Origin of the sequence: Gordonia araii NBRC 100433 (assembly GCF_000241265.1) — a bacterium.
Taxonomy (GTDB): Bacteria; Actinomycetota; Actinomycetes; order Mycobacteriales; family Mycobacteriaceae; genus Gordonia; species Gordonia araii.
The window spans coordinates 56,672-74,236 of sequence record NZ_BAEE01000012.1 but is presented as its reverse complement, the minus strand read 5'-3'; the positions used below and the strand labels follow the sequence as shown (position 1 = coordinate 74,236).

Sequence of the window (17,565 nt, the reverse complement as noted above, 5' to 3'; positions counted from 1 at the left end):
CGTGATGAACAACTCGAGACTTCTGACGCTCGCGGTCGTATCGGTGGCCGTGGTCGCGGCAGCCGGCTGTGGCTCGAAAGATGGTGCTAAGGCGCCTTCGGTCGTGTCGACATCCGCGGTCCCGGCCAACGCGACCGCCGCCAACCACGTCGACCCCGAGCAGGTTCAGGGGATGGTGAAGAATGCCTACACCTACGGGTTCCCGATGGTCGACGTGTACCGGATCATGCACTCGTACTTCGTTGACAAGGACAGTGGTCAGTACCTGGGGCCGTGGAACGCGGTGCACAGTATCGACCGCGTCTACACGCCCGCCGATACTGCCGTGCAGACTCCCAACTCAGATACTCCGTACTCGTGGATCGGCGCCGACCTACGCGCTGAGCCATTAGTGCTGAGCCTGCCCAAGGTCGAGGAGGGACGGTACTTCTCCGTGTCGTTCATTGACGGATACACCTACGACTACGAGATGTTGGGCAGCAGGACCACCGGTAACGGGGGCGGCAAGTATCTGCTGGTCGGACCGAACTGGCAAGGTGAGAAGCCAGCTGGGGTTGTGAAGGTTATCCGGGCGAACACCGAGCTAAGCCTGGTTCTGTTCCGCACCCAGCTGTTCAACCCCGGGGACATCGCCAACGTCCAGAAGATTCAGTCGGGCTACCATGTCGAGCCGCTGTCCAAGTTCGAGGGCAAGCCGTCGCCGCCGGCAGCGCGGCAGATCGACTTCATGCGGCCCCTCACTCCTGACCAGGAGAAGAGTTCGCTGGACTTCTTCAAGCTACTCAATTTCACCCTTCAGTTCGCTCCGCCGCTGTCAAACGACGTAGCGGACCGGGAGCAGATGGCGCAACTCGGCCTCACCGGCGACGGTGCGTGGGACCCGGGGCAGCTTGACGAGCCGACGAAGGCCGCCTTCGCCGCGGGCGTCAAGGATGCGTGGACCGCGCTGGATGGCTTCGTCAAGGGTGATCTTGCGACGGGGAGGGTGAGTTCGGGCGACCTGTTCGGCGCGCCAGAGCAGCTGGCCGGCAATTACCTCTACCGGATGGCTGGCGCGGTGGTCGGCATTCTCGGACTGCCTGGCGCTGAGGCGCTGTACTTCCCGCTGAAGGTTGACGCCACTGGCGCGCCGCTCAGCGGCACGAACGGTGCGAGGTACACACTGACTTTTCCCGCGGGGCAGTTGCCGCCGGTGAATGCGTTCTGGTCGGTCACGATGTACAAGATGCCGGAGAGTCTGTTGGTGGAAAACCCGATCAATCGGTATTTGATCAACTCGCCGATGCTGGACCAGCTGACGAAGAACCCGGACGGCAGCGCTACCTTGCACATTCAGAAGACGTCACCGGGATCCGAGTTGGAATCGAACTGGCTGCCGGCGCCAGATGGACCGTTCGACATGGTCCTGAGGTTGTACTGGCCCAAGTCCGAGGTTACCGGCGGTAGCTGGACTGCGCCCAAGGTCGTCAAGCAGTAGTTGGGTGTTGTCAGGTGAATTGTGCCGCCACTGTGCGAGAACATGCGTCGAATGCGCCAGAGACGGAGGTGGCGAGTCCCGGTAGTGGCCCAACGACTGCGCGTCACTCGGGCCTTCTCGTAGTGCGTCGTTAAAAGGCGGTGAGTTCGGCTGCCAGTGCGGTGACGCGGCCGGTGATGTCGTCGCGCACCAGTCGCATCCTTTCGATCCCATCGATGCCCCGCTCCGAGGGCTCGTCGATCTCCCAGTTGACGAGCCGCACTCCGGCCGGCGGGGTGACGACGGCTTCGCGGCCGAGGGTGACCACCAGATCCACACGGGAGAGCAACTCGGGGTCGATCGGCTTCGGGGACTCCCCGCTGATGTCGGCGCCGACCTCGGCCAGGGACTGCGCGGACAGACTGTTGACGGCACTGCCGGGGTTGGTGCCGGCCGAGTGCACGGCGATCGCGTCGCCGACGGCCAGGCGCATCAGGGCGGCGGCCATCTGCGACTTACCGCCGTTCTTCACACACACGAACAACACGCTTGGCATTCCCGTTTCGGGCGCGGTATCGGGGGAGGTCGGGTGGTCGTGCATCAGTTCACGCTCCTGGATGGATCCACGGCTCGAGTGGCGGAGGACGGGGTGAGGGGGAATCGATCGCGTAGGCCGAGCGAGACGTAGACGAGCCCGACGAGGATCGGGACCTCGATGAGGGGGCCGACGACTCCGGCGAGGGCCTGTCCGGAGGTGGCGCCGTAGGTGGCGATGGCGACGGCGATGGCGAGTTCGAAGTTGTTGCCGGCGGCGGTGAACGCGAGTGTGGTGGTGCGTTGGTAGCCCAGGCCCATGGCGGCGCCCAGGAGGTAGCCGCCGCCCCACATGACGGTGAAGTACACCAGCAGTGGCAGTGCGATGCGTGCGACGTCCCACGGGCGGGAGGTGATCTGCTCTCCTTGGAGGGCGAAGAGGATGACGATGGTGAACAGCAGCCCGTACAACGCCCACGGTCCGACCTTGGGGAGGAACGTCGACTCATACCAGTCGCGGCCTTTGGTCTTCTCGCCGAGCCGCCGGGACAGATATCCGGCGAGCAGGGGGATGCCGAGGAAGATCAACACTGATCGGGCGATCTGCCAGGGTGACGCCTCGATGGTCGTCTGCTCCAGGCCGAGCCAGCCCGGCAGCACCGTCAGGTAGAACCAGCCGAGGCCGGCGAACATCGCGACCTGGAATAGTGAGTTGATGGCGACCAGGACGGCCGCGGCTTCGCGGTCACCGCAGGCCAGGTCGTTCCAGATGATCACCATGGCGATGCAGCGGGCCAGGCCGACGATGATCAGCCCGGTGCGGTATTCGGGCAGGTCGGGTAGCAACAGCCACGCCAGGGTGAACATCAGGGCCGGGCCGACCGCCCAGTTCAGCACGAGCGAACCGAGCAGCAGTTTACGGTCGCCGGTGACGGTGTCGAGACGGTCGTAGCGCACCTTCGCCAGCACCGGGTACATCATGACCAGCAAGCCGAGGGCGATCGGCAGCGAGACACCGTCGAACTGCGCCTTCTCCAGCACGGCGCCCAGGCCGGGGATCATCCGGCCCAGCACCAGTCCAGCGACCATGGCAATGCCGATCCACACCGGCAGGAAGCGATCGAGCACCGGCAGTTTTCCGACGACCGTCGGCTGTTGGGCGGTCACGACATGGCTTCGATCGACTGCCCGGAAATACTCGTGGCCGAGTCAGGGCGAAGGGCGCTGGCCAGCGAGTCGAGCACGCCGGGAACGACGCGGTAGTACACCCACGAAGCCCGCCGTTGGGATTCGAGCAGCCCCGCGGTGCGCAGCACCTTCAGATGGTGCGACACAGTCGGCTGCGACACGTCGACGACCGAGGCGATGTCACAAACACACGCCTCTCCGCCGGCATGACTGGCGATCAAGCTCAGCAGCCGCAGCCGCACCGGATCGGCGAGCGCCTTGAACACGGCGGCCAGATCAACCGACTGCGCCTCCGAGAGCGGCTCACGCACCAACGGCGAGCACCGCACCGTCACGTCCGACACCGGAATCTGTTTCGACATACATCGATATTGACAGATATCGATACTGTGGGCAAGCGGAAGATATGCTATGCCTTCAGAAGGGCGAGAAGCCGATGGCGCCGCGCAGGTCGATACTCACCACGAGTGCCGCCACGATCACGCCAACTAGCACCTCGGCGTGATGCGTTACTTTGAACCGAGGGTGCACTCTTGACAAGGTTCCAGGCAGGTGGCCATCGCGTGCCATCGCGAGTGTCGTCCCGAGAAACACCGAGAACGAGGGATAGTAGCGCTCCGAGTGCCGCGACCACGCCACCAGCCGCCACTACCGGTCCGAGTCCTGGCACTCCGCTATCCCGCGCTACCTCGGTGAGCGGAGCCGTCGATCTCGCCAAGCCGTCGGGTCCAAGCATCGCGAGCGCCGTTATCGCACCAACCCGTAGATCAGTAGCGTTAACCCGAGCGCGGTAGGGATTGCCAATGGAATTGCGCGATGAGGGTCGCGCACCTCCTCGCCGAGTGTTGCTATCCGGGCATATCGCGCGGCCGCCGCAGGCCCCAGACTCGAGAAGATGCCCGCGCCTATCATTGATCCGAGCCCGACGAAGACCGCGTCGTCCAGCCCCAACCTCCGCGCCAGCGCGGGTGGTTCCGTCACCGAATCTCCATCGTCAGCCGGGAATCCCGACACACAGTATCCCGTGACAGGCTGCGGATCACCGTCTCGGTGGCATGAGCGGGCAGAATTCACCCAAGATTCAACCGGTCGCGGTCAACGCCGCCTGATCACTCCCGGTTGGTCGCGGTGACCAGCCACATCGCGCCGGGCAGTTTCACGCTGCCGTCCACGAGGTATTCGCGGATCCCGTCGCGGGCACGCTCCAGGAGATCGGCCCATTCCGATTCGCTGAGCCGGCCGGTGAGCTGTTCGCGGGCCAGGCGTCCGGTCGTCGTGGCCTGGATCAGCGTGAGGCGCTCGTCGACGCCATCGCTGCCGTCGACCCCGTGGTCGAAACGGGTGTCGAACGGCTCGATCTTGATGTCGGACCATTCGGCGGACTTGAGGATCTTCCTCAGGTAGTCGTGGTCGGCGAAGGCCACCGGACCCGGCTGCCCCGGGGCGGGCGGAACGGGCGGGTCGGGCAGCTCGGCGGTGATCACGTCGGTGCCCGCGCCGCCGAAGGTCGGATTCTCCTCGACGCCGCGCCAGCAGGCGAAGACCAGCCGCGAACCGGGGGCGGCGAAGCCGCGGATGTTGGCGAACGCGGCGGTCGGGTCGTCGAAGAACATCACGCCGAACCGGGAGACGACCCGTTCGAAGGGTGCGCCGGGGGCCTGCGCGCCGATGTTCATCGTCTGAGCGTCGCCCAGCAGCACGGTCGCCGCCGGCACGCGCCGGCGCGCCGCGTCGACCATATCGGGGGCGATGTCGACGCCGACCATCTCGGCACCGGCCGCGGTCCCGGCGGCGAGCAACGTGCCGGAGCCGCAACCGACGTCGAGCGCGCGCATGCTCGGCCCGAAATCGGCAGCATCGACGATCGCTTTGGTGACCGGCGTGTAGACCGAGTCGAACAGTGCCTCGTTCTCCACCCAGCCGGAGGCGCCCTCGCCCCAGCCGCTCGAGTCGTATCTCACCGCGGTGTCGTGCCCCGAATCCTCGTTGTCGCCCATGGCGTCGATCCTACGGATTCAGTTCTCCTCGGCCAGTTCCTTGATCCGACGCAGACGGCGATCCCAGCCGCGGGCGATGTCGTCGAGCCGCCGCGCGACGCGGGACAGTTCCGAGCCGATGGCCTCGTAGCGCACCTCCCGTCCGGCGCGGATCGGCTCGACGAGCCCGGCGTCGCTGAGCACGCGCAGGTGCTTGGCGATGGCCTGACGGCTGATCGGGAACTCGGCGGCCAGGGCCGACGCCGACGCCGGTTCCCGGCCGAGCCGCACCAGAATCTCCCACCGGCTGTCGTCGGCCAGCGCGGCGAAGACCGCGAGGGTTGCCGAATCCTCATGCATGGGCGGTCCCGGACATGACGTGGTCGCGGGCGAGCCCGAGTTCTTGGCGCCACCCCTCGTTGTGGTCGTCGAAGCGGGACCGGCGATTCACCTCCGGTTCGTCCAGCGAAGCGAAACCGCTCTCGACGACCTTCAGTGTCACTCCCGTGTCCGACGGAGTGATCCAGAACTCGACGAGCGTCGACGAAGCGGCCGGGTCGGGCTCGATGTACCACCGGAAGGCGGCGTAGGCCGGCTCGTCGAGGGTGAGGGTGCGGAACAGGAATCGGCCGTGTTCGGGGTGGTGGACGACGGCGAGGTCGGCGTCGTGGTCGACCTGCAAACCGTCGCTCTTGGATTCGTAGATGAACCAGCCGGGCTGGGAGACGAATGCCCACACCCGCTCGGCGGGGGCGGCGATCTCGATTTCGCGCTCGATGCGGTCGACCTCGGTGGTGGTTGCCATGATGTGCTCCTCTTCGGTGGCGTTAACTGCAATCTTGTGGTTGCAGTTACAGAGTGACACGAATAAGGATGAACTGCAACCTTTCGTTTGCACTAATCTGCTGTGGAAGGGGTGCGCGGGTCAGCGCCACGGCGCGATCGGGTTGCCCTGCCAGCGGGTATGCGCCGGCACGGCGTCGCCGCGCATGACCAACGATGCCGGGCCGACCGTGGCGGACTCGCCGATCCGGGAAGCCGGCAGCGCGACACAGTGGGGGCCCAGGGTTGCTCCGGCGTCGAGTTCGACAGTGTCGATCGCCATCACGCGATCGTGGAACAGGTGGGTCTGCACGACGCAGCCGCGTTGCACGGTGGCGCCGTCGCCCAGGGTCACCAGGTCGGCCTCGGGCAGCCAATAGGTCTCGCACCACACGCCACGGCCGATCCGGGCGCCCAGCAGACGCAGCCAGACGGTGAGGACCGGCGTGCCGGCCGCGGCGTTCGCGAACCACGGCGCCGCGACCGTCTCGACGAAGGCGTCGGACAGCTCGTTGCGCCAGACGAACGGACTCCAGAGCGGGTGCTCGGAGACCCGGATCCGGCCGACCACGAGCCACTTCGCCGCCGCGGCGATGCAGCACGCGGCGGCCCCCGCGACGAGCAGCAGCAGTCCGCTCAGCCCGGCGGCGACGGCGGGGCCGGCATGGACGGCCAGGTATTGCGCGCCCAGCAGGACGAAGACGCCGATCCCGAAGGACACCATGACGGGGATGATCCGCAGCGTTTCGATGACGGCGCGGGCGATGCGCAGCCGGGTGGGTGGCGTGAACGTGCGGGCCGCGTCGGTGTCGGCGGCGACGCGCCGCAGCCGCACGGGCGGGCTCCCCAGCCAGCTCGACCCGGACTTGGCCTTGCTGGGCGTCGCGGACAGCACCGCCACCAGACCGTTCTTCGGGACCTTGCGGCCCGCGCCGGTGATTCCCGAGTTGCCCAAGAAAGCGCGCTTGCCGATGCGTGCCTCGTCGACGCGCAGCCAGCCGCCGCCGAGTTCGTAGGAGGCGACCATCGTGTCGTCGGCGAGGAAGGCGCCGTCGTCGATCGTGGTGAATTTCGGCAGGATCAGCGCGGTGGAGATCTCGGTGTTGCGGCCGACCTTGGCACCGAGGATCCGGAACCAGATCGGGGTCAGCAGCGACGCGTACAACACGAATAGATAGGTGCGGGCGGCGTCGAGCACCCGCTCGGTGAACCACACCTGCCAGCCGACCCGGGACCGGACGGGGTGATACCCGGCGGTGACGCCGATCGACAGCAGCCGGACGGCGACCGCGGTGACCGCGGCATATGTCGCCAGGCTGAGCAGGGTCGCCGGGGGAATGAGCAGGGCAGACCGGATCGCGACGTCGCGGAGCCGCTCGCAGTCGGCGACCCCCCAAGCGAGCAGCGCCAATCCGGTGCCCAGCGAGAGCAACGGGATCGCCGCGAGCAGGAGCGCGGAGAGACCGTAGACGACCGCCCAGCGGGTGCGTCGCAGCGGACGGCGGTCCGGCCAGGGATGGCGCGCCTTGCCGACCTTGACTGCAGGCGAACCGGCCCACTGCTGACGTGCCCGAATGCGGCCGCGCACCGCCGACCCCGGCTCGACGACGGCATCGCGACCGACGACGACGCCGGGGAACAGGGTGGACCGCGCACCGATCGTCGCACCGGGCTTGATGACGATCTCTCCGATGCGCACCTGGTCGCCGTCGATCCACCACCCCGCCAGGTCGACTTCGGGTTCGACCGAGGCGCCGTCGCCGATGCTCAGCAGACCGGTCACCGGCGGCAGGGTGTGCAGGTCGACGCCCTTGCCCACGCGCGCCCCCAGCACACTGGCGAAGTGGATCATCCACGGAGCGCCGGAGATGTTCGACGCCCCGCTGGCCTCGACCAGCCGCTCCGCGCACCACAGACGGATGTGGACGCTGCCGCCGCGCGGGTACACGCCCGGTCGGACGCCGCGCAACAACAGCCGGGTGAACAAGGCGGCGTACGCCATGCGTCCCAGCGGGGTGATGAAGACGAGGAAGGCGACGAGCAGGATCCACCAGTCCACACGGATCAGCCACGGCGTCTCCGGTCGCAGCCACGCGCCGACGTTGTTGACGGCGGCCAGCCAGGTCACCCACTGCAGTCCGGTCAGTGTGGCGAGTGGAACGCTGGCGACGGTCTGGGCCAACCCGGTACGCCGGGGTGTGGGGACGACGGTCCGTTCGACGACGACCCCGGCCGGCGTCCACGAGTCGAGGAGCTGGGCGAGGCGGCCCAACCGCGGATTGTCGTACAGGTCGCCGACGGTGAGATTCGGATAGCGCTCCCGCATCGCCGCGACGAGCTGGGCGGCGGCGAGCGACCCGCCTCCCTCGGCGAAGAAGTCGGCGTCGGCAGTGGTGACGGCGGTGCCCAGGACCGACGCCCACACACCGGCGAGCCACTGCTCGGTCTCGGACAGATCGCCGGTGTCCTCGTCGTCGGACTCGGCGCCGGGAAGCGGCCACGGCAGCGCGTCGCGGTCGACCTTTCCCGAGACCCGCGTCGGCAGCTCCTCGACGAGGGCGAGGCGCGGTACGAGGGCGGCGGGCAGGCGCTCGGCCAGTGCGGCATGGGCGGTGGCAAGGTCGAATCCGGGGTCGGCGGCGGCCAGATACCCGATCAGCACCTGGTTTCCCGCGGCGGTGGTGCGCACCGCCGCGGCCCCGCCGGCGACACCGGGCAGGTTCTGCAGTGCCGCGTCGATCTCACCGAGTTCGATGCGCCGTCCGCCGACCTTCACCTGGTCGTCGGCGCGCCCGGCGAAAACCAGCCCCTCGGGGTCGAGGCGGACGAGGTCGCCGCTGCGGTAGGCGCGTTCCCAGCCGAGGCTGGGCATCGGCGCGTACTTCTCGGCATCCTTGGCGGGGTCGAGGTAGCGGGCCAGACCGACGCCGCCGATGACCAGCTGCCCGGTCTCGCCCCAGCCGACCTCGTTCTCCTGCTCGTCGACCACGGCCAGATCCCAACCGGCCAGCGGCAGCCCGATCCGCACCGGCGTCGAGCCGTCGAGCCGCGCCGCGCAGGCGACGACGGTCGCCTCGGTCGGGCCGTAGGTGTTCCAGACCTCGCGGACCCGGCCGGGGGAGTCGTCGTCATCGTCGGGTGCGGCCAACCGGGCGGCCAGCTCGGGCGGGCACGCTTCGCCGCCGAAGATCAGCAACCGCACGGATTCGAGTGCCTGCGACGGCCACAGCGCCGCCAGGGTCGGCACGGTGGAGATGACGGTGACCGAGCGCCGCACGAGCCAGGGGCCGAGGTCCATGCCGCTGCGGACCAGGTCGCGCGGCGCGGGAACCAGCGTCGCACCGTGCCGCCAGGCCAGCCACATCTCTTCGCAGGAGGCGTCGAAGGCGACCGAAAGCCCGGCGAGCACTCGGTCGCCAGGTCCGAGAGGGTTGTCGACGAGGAATAGCTGCGCCTCGGCGTCGACGAAGGCGGCCGCGCTGCGATGGGTGACCGCGACGCCTTTGGGGGTACCGGTGGATCCCGACGTGAAGATGATCCACGCGTCGTCGCCCGGCTCGGGCGCGGGCGTGAGGTTCGCCTGCGGGTTGGCCAGCCGTTCGGTCGGGAGGCCGGCCTCCGCCCGGAAGATGCCCTCGTCGGTGATGACGGCGTCGACGTCCGCCTCGCCGAAGACCAGGTTCGCGCGTTCGGCGGGATCGTCCAGGTCGACGGGCACGTAGGCGGCTCCGGAAAACAGCGTGCTCAGAATCGCGAGGTACAGCGCGCGGGTGCCGGAGGTCATCCGGATGCCAACGCGGGAGCCCGGACCGATGCGCGCACCCGCGAGGCCGGCGGCGTTGCGGCGTACGAGCGCGAGGACCTGTCGATAGGTCAGAGGCACGTCACCGTCGTCGATAGCGATGGCATCGGGGTGGGCACTGGCGGTGGCGACGAAGATATCGCGCAGCGTGCGCGGCGGCGCGGCCCGGGAGCCGAGTCGGTAGGCGTCGCCGACGCTCGCAGCGGGCGGATTATCCGGCAACGCGGTTCAACCTCTCAGCACAAGGGTGTAGCTTCACGAGCATGCCAATTGTGCACCACCGACGGCCGAGTCTCGCGTCGTATCCCATCTGGTTGGCGGCATGGCTAACTCTTAAGCCGCTGTTAACCTTCGCGCCAATTAACCGACTGGCTTTCGCCGTGCTCGGGCGCTTCGAGCGGATGTCGGAGCGACAGCGCCCACCGCGATCCGTCGCCGTCGAGCGCATCCAGCTCGCCGGCCGGCCCACCGAGCTGGTCATGGCGAAAGGCCCGACCGGCGCCTCCACCGACACCGCGGTTCTGTACCTGCACGGCGGCGCGTTCATCGCGTGCGGACCGGGGACCCACCGACCGATCTCGACGTCGATCGCCAAGAGCCTGCAGGTTCCGGTCTTCGTGCTGGACTACCGGCAGCTGCCCGAAGCCGGTGTCGGCACGTCGGTGCACGACGCGTTCGAGGCCTATCGAGAACTGCTGGGGCAGCGGGGCTTTCGGCACGTCGTCGTCGCCGGGGATTCGGCCGGCGGCTTTCTGACCGTCAAGGTCGCCGAACTCGCGGCGGCGAACGGACTGCCGGCACCCACCGCGCTGGCCCTCTTGTCGCCGCTGCTCGATCTCGACCTCGGTGACAACCCGAACCGCACCAGCCGCCACGACGCGTATCTGCCGATCGGCAAGCTCTCGGTGCTCGGACCGATGTTCGACTGGGGCCCGATCGCGCTGACCGGCGCCCGGCGGGCCGTCGACATCGACCCGCAGGCGTTTCCGCCGACCATCGTCATCACCGCGGAGAAGGAGATGGTCGAGCCGGACAGCATCGAGTTCGTCGACAAACTCGACGCGGCCGGAGTGCGCGCCGTCCTGCACAGCTTTCCGTGGCAGGTCCACGCATTCACCGTTCCGCTGCGCCACCGGGAGGGCAAGGAGTCGGTCGGCCTGACCGTCGACTTCCTCGCCGGCGAGATCCGCGCCGCGCACAGCGGAACCGATACGAGTAAGGCCAGTTGATGACGCAGAGTGTTGCCGAGCTTTTCGGCTTGGACGGATTGCTGGACGACGATGAGCGGGCGATCGTCGACACGGTCCGCGACTTCGGGAACAGGCGGCTGCGTCCGCACGTCGCCGATTGGTTCGAGTCCGGCGAGCTGCCGGTCCGCGAACTCGCCACCGAACTCGGCTCCCTCGGCGTGTTCGGCATGCACCTGGACGGCTACGGCTGTGCGGGGGCGTCGGCGACCGCCTACGGTCTGGCGTGTCAGGAGTTGGAGGCCGTCGACTCGGGGTTGCGCAGCTTCGTCTCGGTGCAGGGGTCGCTCGCGATGTTCGCGATCTGGAAATTCGGCAGCGACGAACAGAAGGACCGCTGGCTGCCGGACATGTCCGCCGGACGCGCGCTGGGCTGCTTCGGGCTGACCGAACCCGACTTCGGCTCCAACCCAGCCGGCATGCGGACCAACGCCAAGCGCGACGGCGATGACTGGGTGCTGAACGGCGCGAAGATGTGGATCACCAACTCGCCGGTCGCCGACGTGGCCGTCGTCTGGGCGCGCACCGATCTCGCCGAGGGGGCTCGGGGGATTCGCGGCTTCGTCGTACCCACGGACACGCCAGGTTTCAGCGCACCGGAGATCACTCGCAAGATGTCGCTGCGCGCGTCGGTGACCGGCGAGATCGTCCTCGAAGATGTGCGCCTGCCGTCGTCGGCGATGCTGCCGGAGGTCGAAGGATTGCGGGGGCCGTTGTCGTGTCTGAACGAGGCCCGTTTCGGCATCGTGTTCGGGGCCGTCGGTGCCGGTCGCGATTGTCTGGAGACGGCGGTCGAGTATGCCGGGAGCCGTGACGTCTTCGACAAGCCGCTCTCGGGCTACCAGCTGACCCAGCGCAAACTCGCCGACATGGCCGTCGACCTGGGTACCTCACAGTTGTTGGCGCTGCATCTCGGAAGGCTCAAGGATTCGGTCGGAGTGCGGCCCGAACAGATCAGCCTGGGCAAGCTCAACAACGTCCGCGAGGCGCTGGCGATCGCGCGGGAATGCCGAACCATCCTGGGGGCCAACGGGATCACGCTGGAGTACCCGGTCATCCGGCACGCCAACAATTTGGAGTCGGTGCTCACCTACGAGGGCACCTCCGAGATGCACCAGCTGATGATCGGCAAGGCGCTGACGGGAGTAGACGCCTTCCGGTAGGCGACCTACGCCGAGTGGGCACCTCACCTTCGCCGAGTGGGCACCTCACCTCCGCCGAGTGGGCACCCCACCCCCGCCGAGTGGCCCTCAGGCGCCCGCATTCCAACCAAGCAACTGCTCGGGTAGCGTTGGCGTCGACAACGAGGAGGCGGCGTGACGCAAGGTTTGAAGCTCGGATTCAAGGCATCGGCGGAGCAGTTCGATCCGCGCGAGTTGGTGGAGATCGCGGTTGCGGCCGAGGAGCATGGGCTCGATTCGGTGGCGGTGAGCGATCATTTCCAGCCGTGGCGGCACAACGGCGGACACGCGCCGTTCTCGCTGGCGTGGATGGCCGCGGTCGGCGAGCGCACCGAGCGGGTGCAGATCGGCACGTCGGTGATGACCCCGACCTTCCGCTACAACCCGGCGGTCATCGCTCAGGCTTTCGCGACGATGGGGTGTTTGTATCCGGGGCGGATCATGCTCGGCGTCGGCACCGGTGAAGCGCTCAACGAATACGCAACCGGGTTCACCGGGGATTGGCCGGAGTTCAAGGAGCGGTTCGCCCGGCTGCGTGAGGCGATCGGGTTGATGCGCGAGTTGTGGACCGGCGAGAAGGTGGATTTCGAGGGCGAGTACTACCGCACCCAGGGTGCGTTCATGTACGACGTGCCCGAGCAGCCGATCCCGGTGTATGTCGCGGCCGGCGGCCCGGTGGTCGCCCGCTATGCCGGGCGCGCGGGTGATGGTTTCATCTGCACCTCAGGCAAGGGGATGGAGCTCTACACCGAGAAGTTGATCCCGGCGGTCAAGGAGGGTGCGGCCAAGGCCGAGCGCGACTTCGCCGACATCGACCGGATGATCGAGATCAAGATATCCTACGACCCCGACCCCGAACTCGCCCTGGAGAACACCCGGTTCTGGGCGCCGTTGTCGTTGACGCCGGAGCAGAAGCATTCGGTGAACTCGTCGGTGGAGATGGAACGCCTCGCCGACGAACTGCCGATCGAGCAGGTCGCCAAACGGTGGATCGTCGCCTCCGACCCCGACGAGGCGGTCGAACAGGTACGGCAGTACACCGACGCCGGCCTCAACCACCTGGTATTCCACGCCCCCGGGCATGACCAGCGACGGTTCCTCGATAACTTCTCCCGCGACCTCGCACCCCGCCTCCGCGAACTGGTCCCCGCTTCCTGACGCCGACCGTGCCCAGATTCTCGCCGACCGTGCCCAGATTCTCGCCGACTGTGCCCGCGACGGACCGGGCGGTGACGCCCAAAGGCACGGTCGACGGGATTTCGGGCACACTCGATGGGATTGTGGGCACGGTCGGCGGAAAACTGGGCACGGTCGGCAGGAAACTGGGCACGCTCGGCGGAAATGTGGGCACGCTCGGCGTATTACCCTGATCGCATGGATCGCGAACGGATGGTGGACGTCGGCGTCGCGCTGGTGTCCCGCTTCGGCGCGAAGGCGTTGAGTCTCACCTCGGTCGCCAAGCAGGCCGGTGTCGCGCGAGCGACCGCATACCGCATGTTCGGCGGTCGCGAGGCGTTGATCGCCGCGATCGTCGAGCGCGAGGTGACACAGCTGCGGTCTCATCTCAACGCTTGGGCCGACGCGCAACCCGACGTCGAGGGCAAGGTGCGCGTCCAGGTGGTCGAGTCGCTGCGATACATCCGTGAGCACACGGCGTTGCAGTACGTGTTGCGCAACGAGCCGGGCGAAATCGTCTCCGCTCTCGTGTCGACGACCGACGGCGGACCCGCGCTGATCACCCAGATCGTCGCCGCGACGATGCCCGACCTCGACGAGGGGATCGCGCACCGGCTGCGGCCGAGTCCGGAGGCGGCGGCCGAGTTCATGGTTCGGACCGTGTACTCGATGATGCTCGTGCCCGACTCGGTCATGTCCGACGAGCAAGTGGCCGATCTCGTCGTCGCGGCGGTGGTGGCACCGGTCTGATCGGCCCGCTCGCTGCGCTCCCGGCGCCAGGTTAGGGTATCGGTCATGACCGAGCGCTCTCCAGCAGAGAAGTCCGTGTCCGATACCTCGCATTCCGCGATCTACCTGGCCTCGGCCGAGGGCGAAACCGGGAAGTCGACGATCGCGCTGGGCCTGCTCGCCCTGCTTTCGGCGACCGGCGGTCGCATCGGCGTGTTCCGCCCCATCAGTCGAACGCGCGACGGGGAGAACGATTACATCCTGGAGTTGCTGCTCGCCCACGATTCGGTGGGGCTCGACTACGACGAGTGCATCGGCGTCACCTATGACCAGGTCCACGCCGACCCGGACGGGGCGCTGGCGACGATCGTCGACCGGTTCCACGCCGTGCAGGCGCAGTGCGACACGGTCCTCGTCGTCGGATCCGACTACACCGATGTCGGGAACCCGTCGGAGCTTTCCTACAACGCGCGGATCGCGGCGAACCTCGCCTGTCCGATCGTGCTGGCGCTGCGGGCGGCCGAGCGGTCACCGGCGGAAGTGCGGGGCATGGCCGAGTACGCCCTCGCCGAGATCTCGTCGGAGCATGCGACGACGGTCGCGGTGATCGTCAACCGCACGAGCGTCGGTCAGGAAGAAGCGACGCGCAAAGCGCTCGACGGCCTCGGGCCCGGCGTGTGGATTCTGCCCGAGGACCCGGTCCTGAGTTCGCCGACGATGGCCGAACTTTCCGAGGCGCTGGGCGGCACGCTCTACAGCGGCGACGAAGAACTGCTGGACCGTGAGGCGCTGCACATGATGGTCGGCGGCATGACGGTGGAACACATCCTGGAGCGACTCGAAGAGGGCATGGTTGTGATCGCGCCGGCCGATCGCTCCGACGTGTTGCTGGCGCTGGTGAACGCTAATGCCGCACAAGGCTTTCCGCGGCTGGCCGGCCTGATCCTCAACGGTGGTCTGCGACCTCACCCGATGATCGACGCGTTGGTGCGCGGCCTCAACCCGACGCTGCCGATCGTGTGTTGCAAACAGAGCACCTACGAGACCGCGCGGATCGCGTCGCACACGCGGGGAAAGATGGCCAACCAATCGGCGCGCAAGATCGAGACCTCGCTGGCGTTGATGGAGCATCACATCGACTCGACCGAGCTGATGGCCGACCTGCACCTCGCGATTCCCGAGGTCGTCACCCCGCAGATGTTCGAGTACCAGCTCGCCGCCCGAGCCAAGTCCGATCGCCGCCACATCGTGCTCCCCGAGGGCGAGGAGCCACGCATCCTGCGGGCGGCGGCTCAGCTCACCGCGCGCGGCACCGCCCGTCTGACCTTGCTGGGCGACCCGGCCAAGGTCGAGGGGCAGATCAAGGATCTCGGCATCGAACTCTCCGGCATCGACGTCATCAATCCGCTCGATTCCGAGCTGACCGAGAAGTTTGCCGTCCAGTACGCCGAACTGCGCAAGCACAAGAACGTGGCGATGGACCGCGCGCGCGACCTGATGCGCGACGTCTCCTATTTCGGCACGATGATGGTGCACAACGACATGGCCGACGGGATGGTGTCCGGCTCGATCCACACCACGGCGCACACGATCCGCCCGGCGTTCGAGATCATCAAGACCAAGCCGGGCGTCGACACGGTGTCCAGCGTGTTCTTCATGTGCCTGGCCGACCGCGTGCTGACCTACGGCGACTGCGCCGTGGTGCCTGACCCGACGGCCGAGCAGCTGGCCGACATCGCGATCTCCTCGGCGGAGACGGCGTCTGCGTTCGGCATCGACCCGCGCGTGGCGATGCTGTCCTACTCCACCGGTGAGTCCGGTTCGGGCGCCGAGGTCGACAAGGTGCGTACCGCCACCGCGCTCGTGCGCGAACGCGAGCCCGACCTGTTGGTGGAGGGACCGATCCAGTACGACGCCGCTGTCGAGCCCAGCGTCGCGGAGACGAAGATGCCCGATTCGCCGGTCGCCGGGCAGGCGACGGTGCTGATCTTCCCGGATCTCAACACCGGCAACAACACCTACAAGGCCGTGCAGCGCAGCGCGGGCGCGATCGCGATCGGCCCGGTTCTGCAGGGTTTGAACAAGCCGATCAACGACCTCTCGCGCGGTGCGCTCGTCGCCGACATCGTCAACACCGTGGCGATCACCGCGATCCAGGCTCAGACCACCGGAGCCGGAAAATGAACGCCGCGGACCGAACGCCTGCGCTGGTCCTGGTTCTCAACGCCGGCTCGTCGTCGCTGAAATATCAACTGCTCGAACCGGATTCGGGGACGGTGACCGCCGACGGACTCGTCGAGCGCATCGGTGAGCAGACGTCGATCATCACCCACGAGCAGGACGGCGGGCAGATTGTCGAAGAACTGCATCTGCCCGACCATCAAGCCGCGATTGCCAAGGCGTTGGAGCTTTTCGCCGCCAAGGGTACCGACCTCGCCGACGCCAATCTGTGCGCCGTCGGGCACCGCGTCGTGCACGGTGGGCGTTCGCTTTACCGGCCGACGCTGATCGACCAGCACGTCATCGACGAAGTGGCTCGCCTTGCGCCGCTGGCGCCGTTGCACAACCCGCCCAATCTGGTCGGGATAGAGGCGGCCCAGGCTCTGCTGCCCGACGTCCCGGGGGTTGCGGTCTTCGACACCGGGTTCTTCCACGACCTGCCCGACGCGTCGGCGCGCTACGCGATCGACCGCGAGCTGTCCGACAAGTACGCGTTGCGCCGATACGGTTTCCACGGCACCAGCCACGACTATGTATCGCATGCCGCCGCCGCGTACCTGGGCCTGGACTACGAGAAGACCAACCAGATCGTCGCCCATCTAGGCAATGGTGCGTCGATGTCGGCGATCCGCGACGGGCGCGCCGTCGACACGTCCATGGGCATGACGCCGCTCGAAGGTCTGGTCATGGGGACGCGCGGGGGAGACATCGATCCCGGGCTGCTGTTTCACCTGAATCGTGTCGTCGGGATGTCGGTCGACGAGATCGATCAGCTGCTCAACAAGCAGTCGGGTCTCAAGGGGCTGTGCGGTGAGAACGACTTCCGTGCGGTCACCGAGATGATCGAGGCCGGCGACGACAACGCTCGCGAGGCCTACGACATCTACATCCACCGGTTGCGCGGCTACTTCGGCGCCTACCTCGTCGAGTTGGGCCGCACCGACGTCATTAGCTTCACTGCCGGGGTCGGCGAGAACGCGGCGGGCGTGCGCGCCGACTCGCTGGCCGGCCTGGAAGCCTTCGGCATCGAGATCGATCCCGAGCGCAATGCGGTGCGCAGCAGTGACGCTCGCGTCATTTCCACCGACGCCTCGCGCACGACCGTCCTCGTCGTCGAAACGAACGAGGAGCTCGAGATCGCGCGTCAGGCGCAGGCAGTCGTCAGCGCGGGTGCCCACTCGGCGTAGGTGGGGTGCCCAGTCGGCGTGGGTGGGGTGCCCAGTCGGCGTGGGTG

15 protein-coding genes and 1 pseudogene are annotated in these 17,565 nt (G+C 67.6%); 8 read left to right on the top strand and 8 right to left on the bottom strand.

Features of this window, described 5'->3' with window-relative positions:
* The first annotated feature begins 4 nt into the window (after positions 1–4).
* Complete coding sequence (locus GOARA_RS01970) at positions 5–1,477, top strand: DUF1254 domain-containing protein (RefSeq protein ID WP_007320603.1); 1,473 nt, start codon at positions 5–7, stop codon at positions 1,475–1,477.
* A gap of 130 nt (positions 1,478–1,607) precedes the next feature.
* On the opposite strand, the gene GOARA_RS01965 is transcribed toward GOARA_RS01970, so the two are convergent.
* The 8 genes and pseudogenes from GOARA_RS01965 to GOARA_RS01930 all read right to left on the bottom strand — a co-directional run bounded on the left by GOARA_RS01965 (position 1,608) and on the right by GOARA_RS01930 (position 10,000).
* Positions 1,608–2,057 carry an arsenate-mycothiol transferase ArsC gene (locus GOARA_RS01965; protein WP_007320602.1) on the bottom strand — a complete coding sequence of 150 codons (450 nt, stop codon included), beginning with the start codon at positions 2,055–2,057 and terminating at the stop codon, positions 1,608–1,610.
* The gene (gene arsB, locus GOARA_RS01960; RefSeq protein ID WP_007320601.1) at positions 2,057–3,157 is read right to left on the bottom strand and encodes an ACR3 family arsenite efflux transporter; all 1,101 of its coding nucleotides are present in this window, start codon (positions 3,155–3,157) and stop codon (positions 2,057–2,059) included. The genes GOARA_RS01965 and arsB overlap by 1 nt, the downstream gene beginning before the upstream one ends.
* The gene (locus tag GOARA_RS01955; protein ID WP_007320600.1) at positions 3,154–3,540 is read right to left on the bottom strand and encodes an ArsR/SmtB family transcription factor; all 387 of its coding nucleotides are present in this window, start codon (positions 3,538–3,540) and stop codon (positions 3,154–3,156) included. Before GOARA_RS01955 ends, arsB begins: the two co-directional genes overlap by 4 nt.
* Positions 3,541–3,598: 58 nt before the next feature.
* A pseudogene (locus tag GOARA_RS20490) lies at positions 3,599–4,051 on the bottom strand (APC family permease); the annotation flags it as partial.
* Between the two features lie 236 nt (positions 4,052–4,287).
* On the bottom strand, positions 4,288–5,175 hold the full coding sequence (locus tag GOARA_RS01945) for a class I SAM-dependent methyltransferase (protein ID WP_007320597.1): 888 nt from the start codon (positions 5,173–5,175) through the stop codon (positions 4,288–4,290).
* An 18-nt stretch (positions 5,176–5,193) separates the two neighbouring features.
* Positions 5,194–5,514 carry an ArsR/SmtB family transcription factor gene (locus tag GOARA_RS01940; protein ID WP_007320596.1) on the bottom strand — a complete coding sequence of 107 codons (321 nt, stop codon included), beginning with the start codon at positions 5,512–5,514 and terminating at the stop codon, positions 5,194–5,196.
* Positions 5,507–5,959 carry an SRPBCC domain-containing protein gene (locus GOARA_RS01935; RefSeq protein ID WP_007320595.1) on the bottom strand — a complete coding sequence of 151 codons (453 nt, stop codon included), beginning with the start codon at positions 5,957–5,959 and terminating at the stop codon, positions 5,507–5,509. Before GOARA_RS01935 ends, GOARA_RS01940 begins: the two co-directional genes overlap by 8 nt.
* Before the next feature lie 120 nt (positions 5,960–6,079).
* Complete coding sequence (locus GOARA_RS01930) at positions 6,080–10,000, bottom strand: Pls/PosA family non-ribosomal peptide synthetase (protein WP_007320594.1); 3,921 nt, start codon at positions 9,998–10,000, stop codon at positions 6,080–6,082.
* Positions 10,001–10,041: 41 nt separating this feature from the next.
* Between GOARA_RS01930 and GOARA_RS01925 the strand changes: the two genes are divergently transcribed.
* The 7 genes from GOARA_RS01925 (at position 10,042) to GOARA_RS01900 (ending at position 17,518) form a co-directional block, all read left to right on the top strand.
* Positions 10,042–11,007: an alpha/beta hydrolase gene (locus GOARA_RS01925; protein WP_040521425.1), complete on the top strand. Its 966-nt coding sequence runs from the start codon at positions 10,042–10,044 to the stop codon at positions 11,005–11,007.
* Positions 11,007–12,188: an acyl-CoA dehydrogenase family protein gene (locus GOARA_RS01920; RefSeq protein WP_007320592.1), complete on the top strand. Its 1,182-nt coding sequence runs from the start codon at positions 11,007–11,009 to the stop codon at positions 12,186–12,188. The genes GOARA_RS01925 and GOARA_RS01920 overlap by 1 nt, the downstream gene beginning before the upstream one ends.
* A gap of 153 nt (positions 12,189–12,341) precedes the next feature.
* The gene (gene fgd, locus GOARA_RS01915) at positions 12,342–13,364 is read left to right on the top strand and encodes a glucose-6-phosphate dehydrogenase (coenzyme-F420) (RefSeq protein WP_007320591.1); all 1,023 of its coding nucleotides are present in this window, start codon (positions 12,342–12,344) and stop codon (positions 13,362–13,364) included.
* 50 nt (positions 13,365–13,414) lie between these two features.
* Entirely contained in the window at positions 13,415–13,576 is a 162-nt protein-coding gene (locus GOARA_RS20080) for a hypothetical protein (protein WP_007320590.1), read from the top strand.
* A 4-nt stretch (positions 13,577–13,580) separates the two neighbouring features.
* The gene (locus GOARA_RS01910; RefSeq protein WP_007320589.1) at positions 13,581–14,132 is read left to right on the top strand and encodes a TetR/AcrR family transcriptional regulator; all 552 of its coding nucleotides are present in this window, start codon (positions 13,581–13,583) and stop codon (positions 14,130–14,132) included.
* 45 nt (positions 14,133–14,177) lie between these two features.
* Positions 14,178–16,295 carry a phosphate acetyltransferase gene (gene pta, locus GOARA_RS01905; RefSeq protein ID WP_007320588.1) on the top strand — a complete coding sequence of 706 codons (2,118 nt, stop codon included), beginning with the start codon at positions 14,178–14,180 and terminating at the stop codon, positions 16,293–16,295.
* Complete coding sequence (locus tag GOARA_RS01900; RefSeq protein WP_007320587.1) at positions 16,292–17,518, top strand: acetate kinase; 1,227 nt, start codon at positions 16,292–16,294, stop codon at positions 17,516–17,518. The genes pta and GOARA_RS01900 overlap by 4 nt, the downstream gene beginning before the upstream one ends.
* The last annotated feature ends 47 nt before the right edge of the window (positions 17,519–17,565 follow it).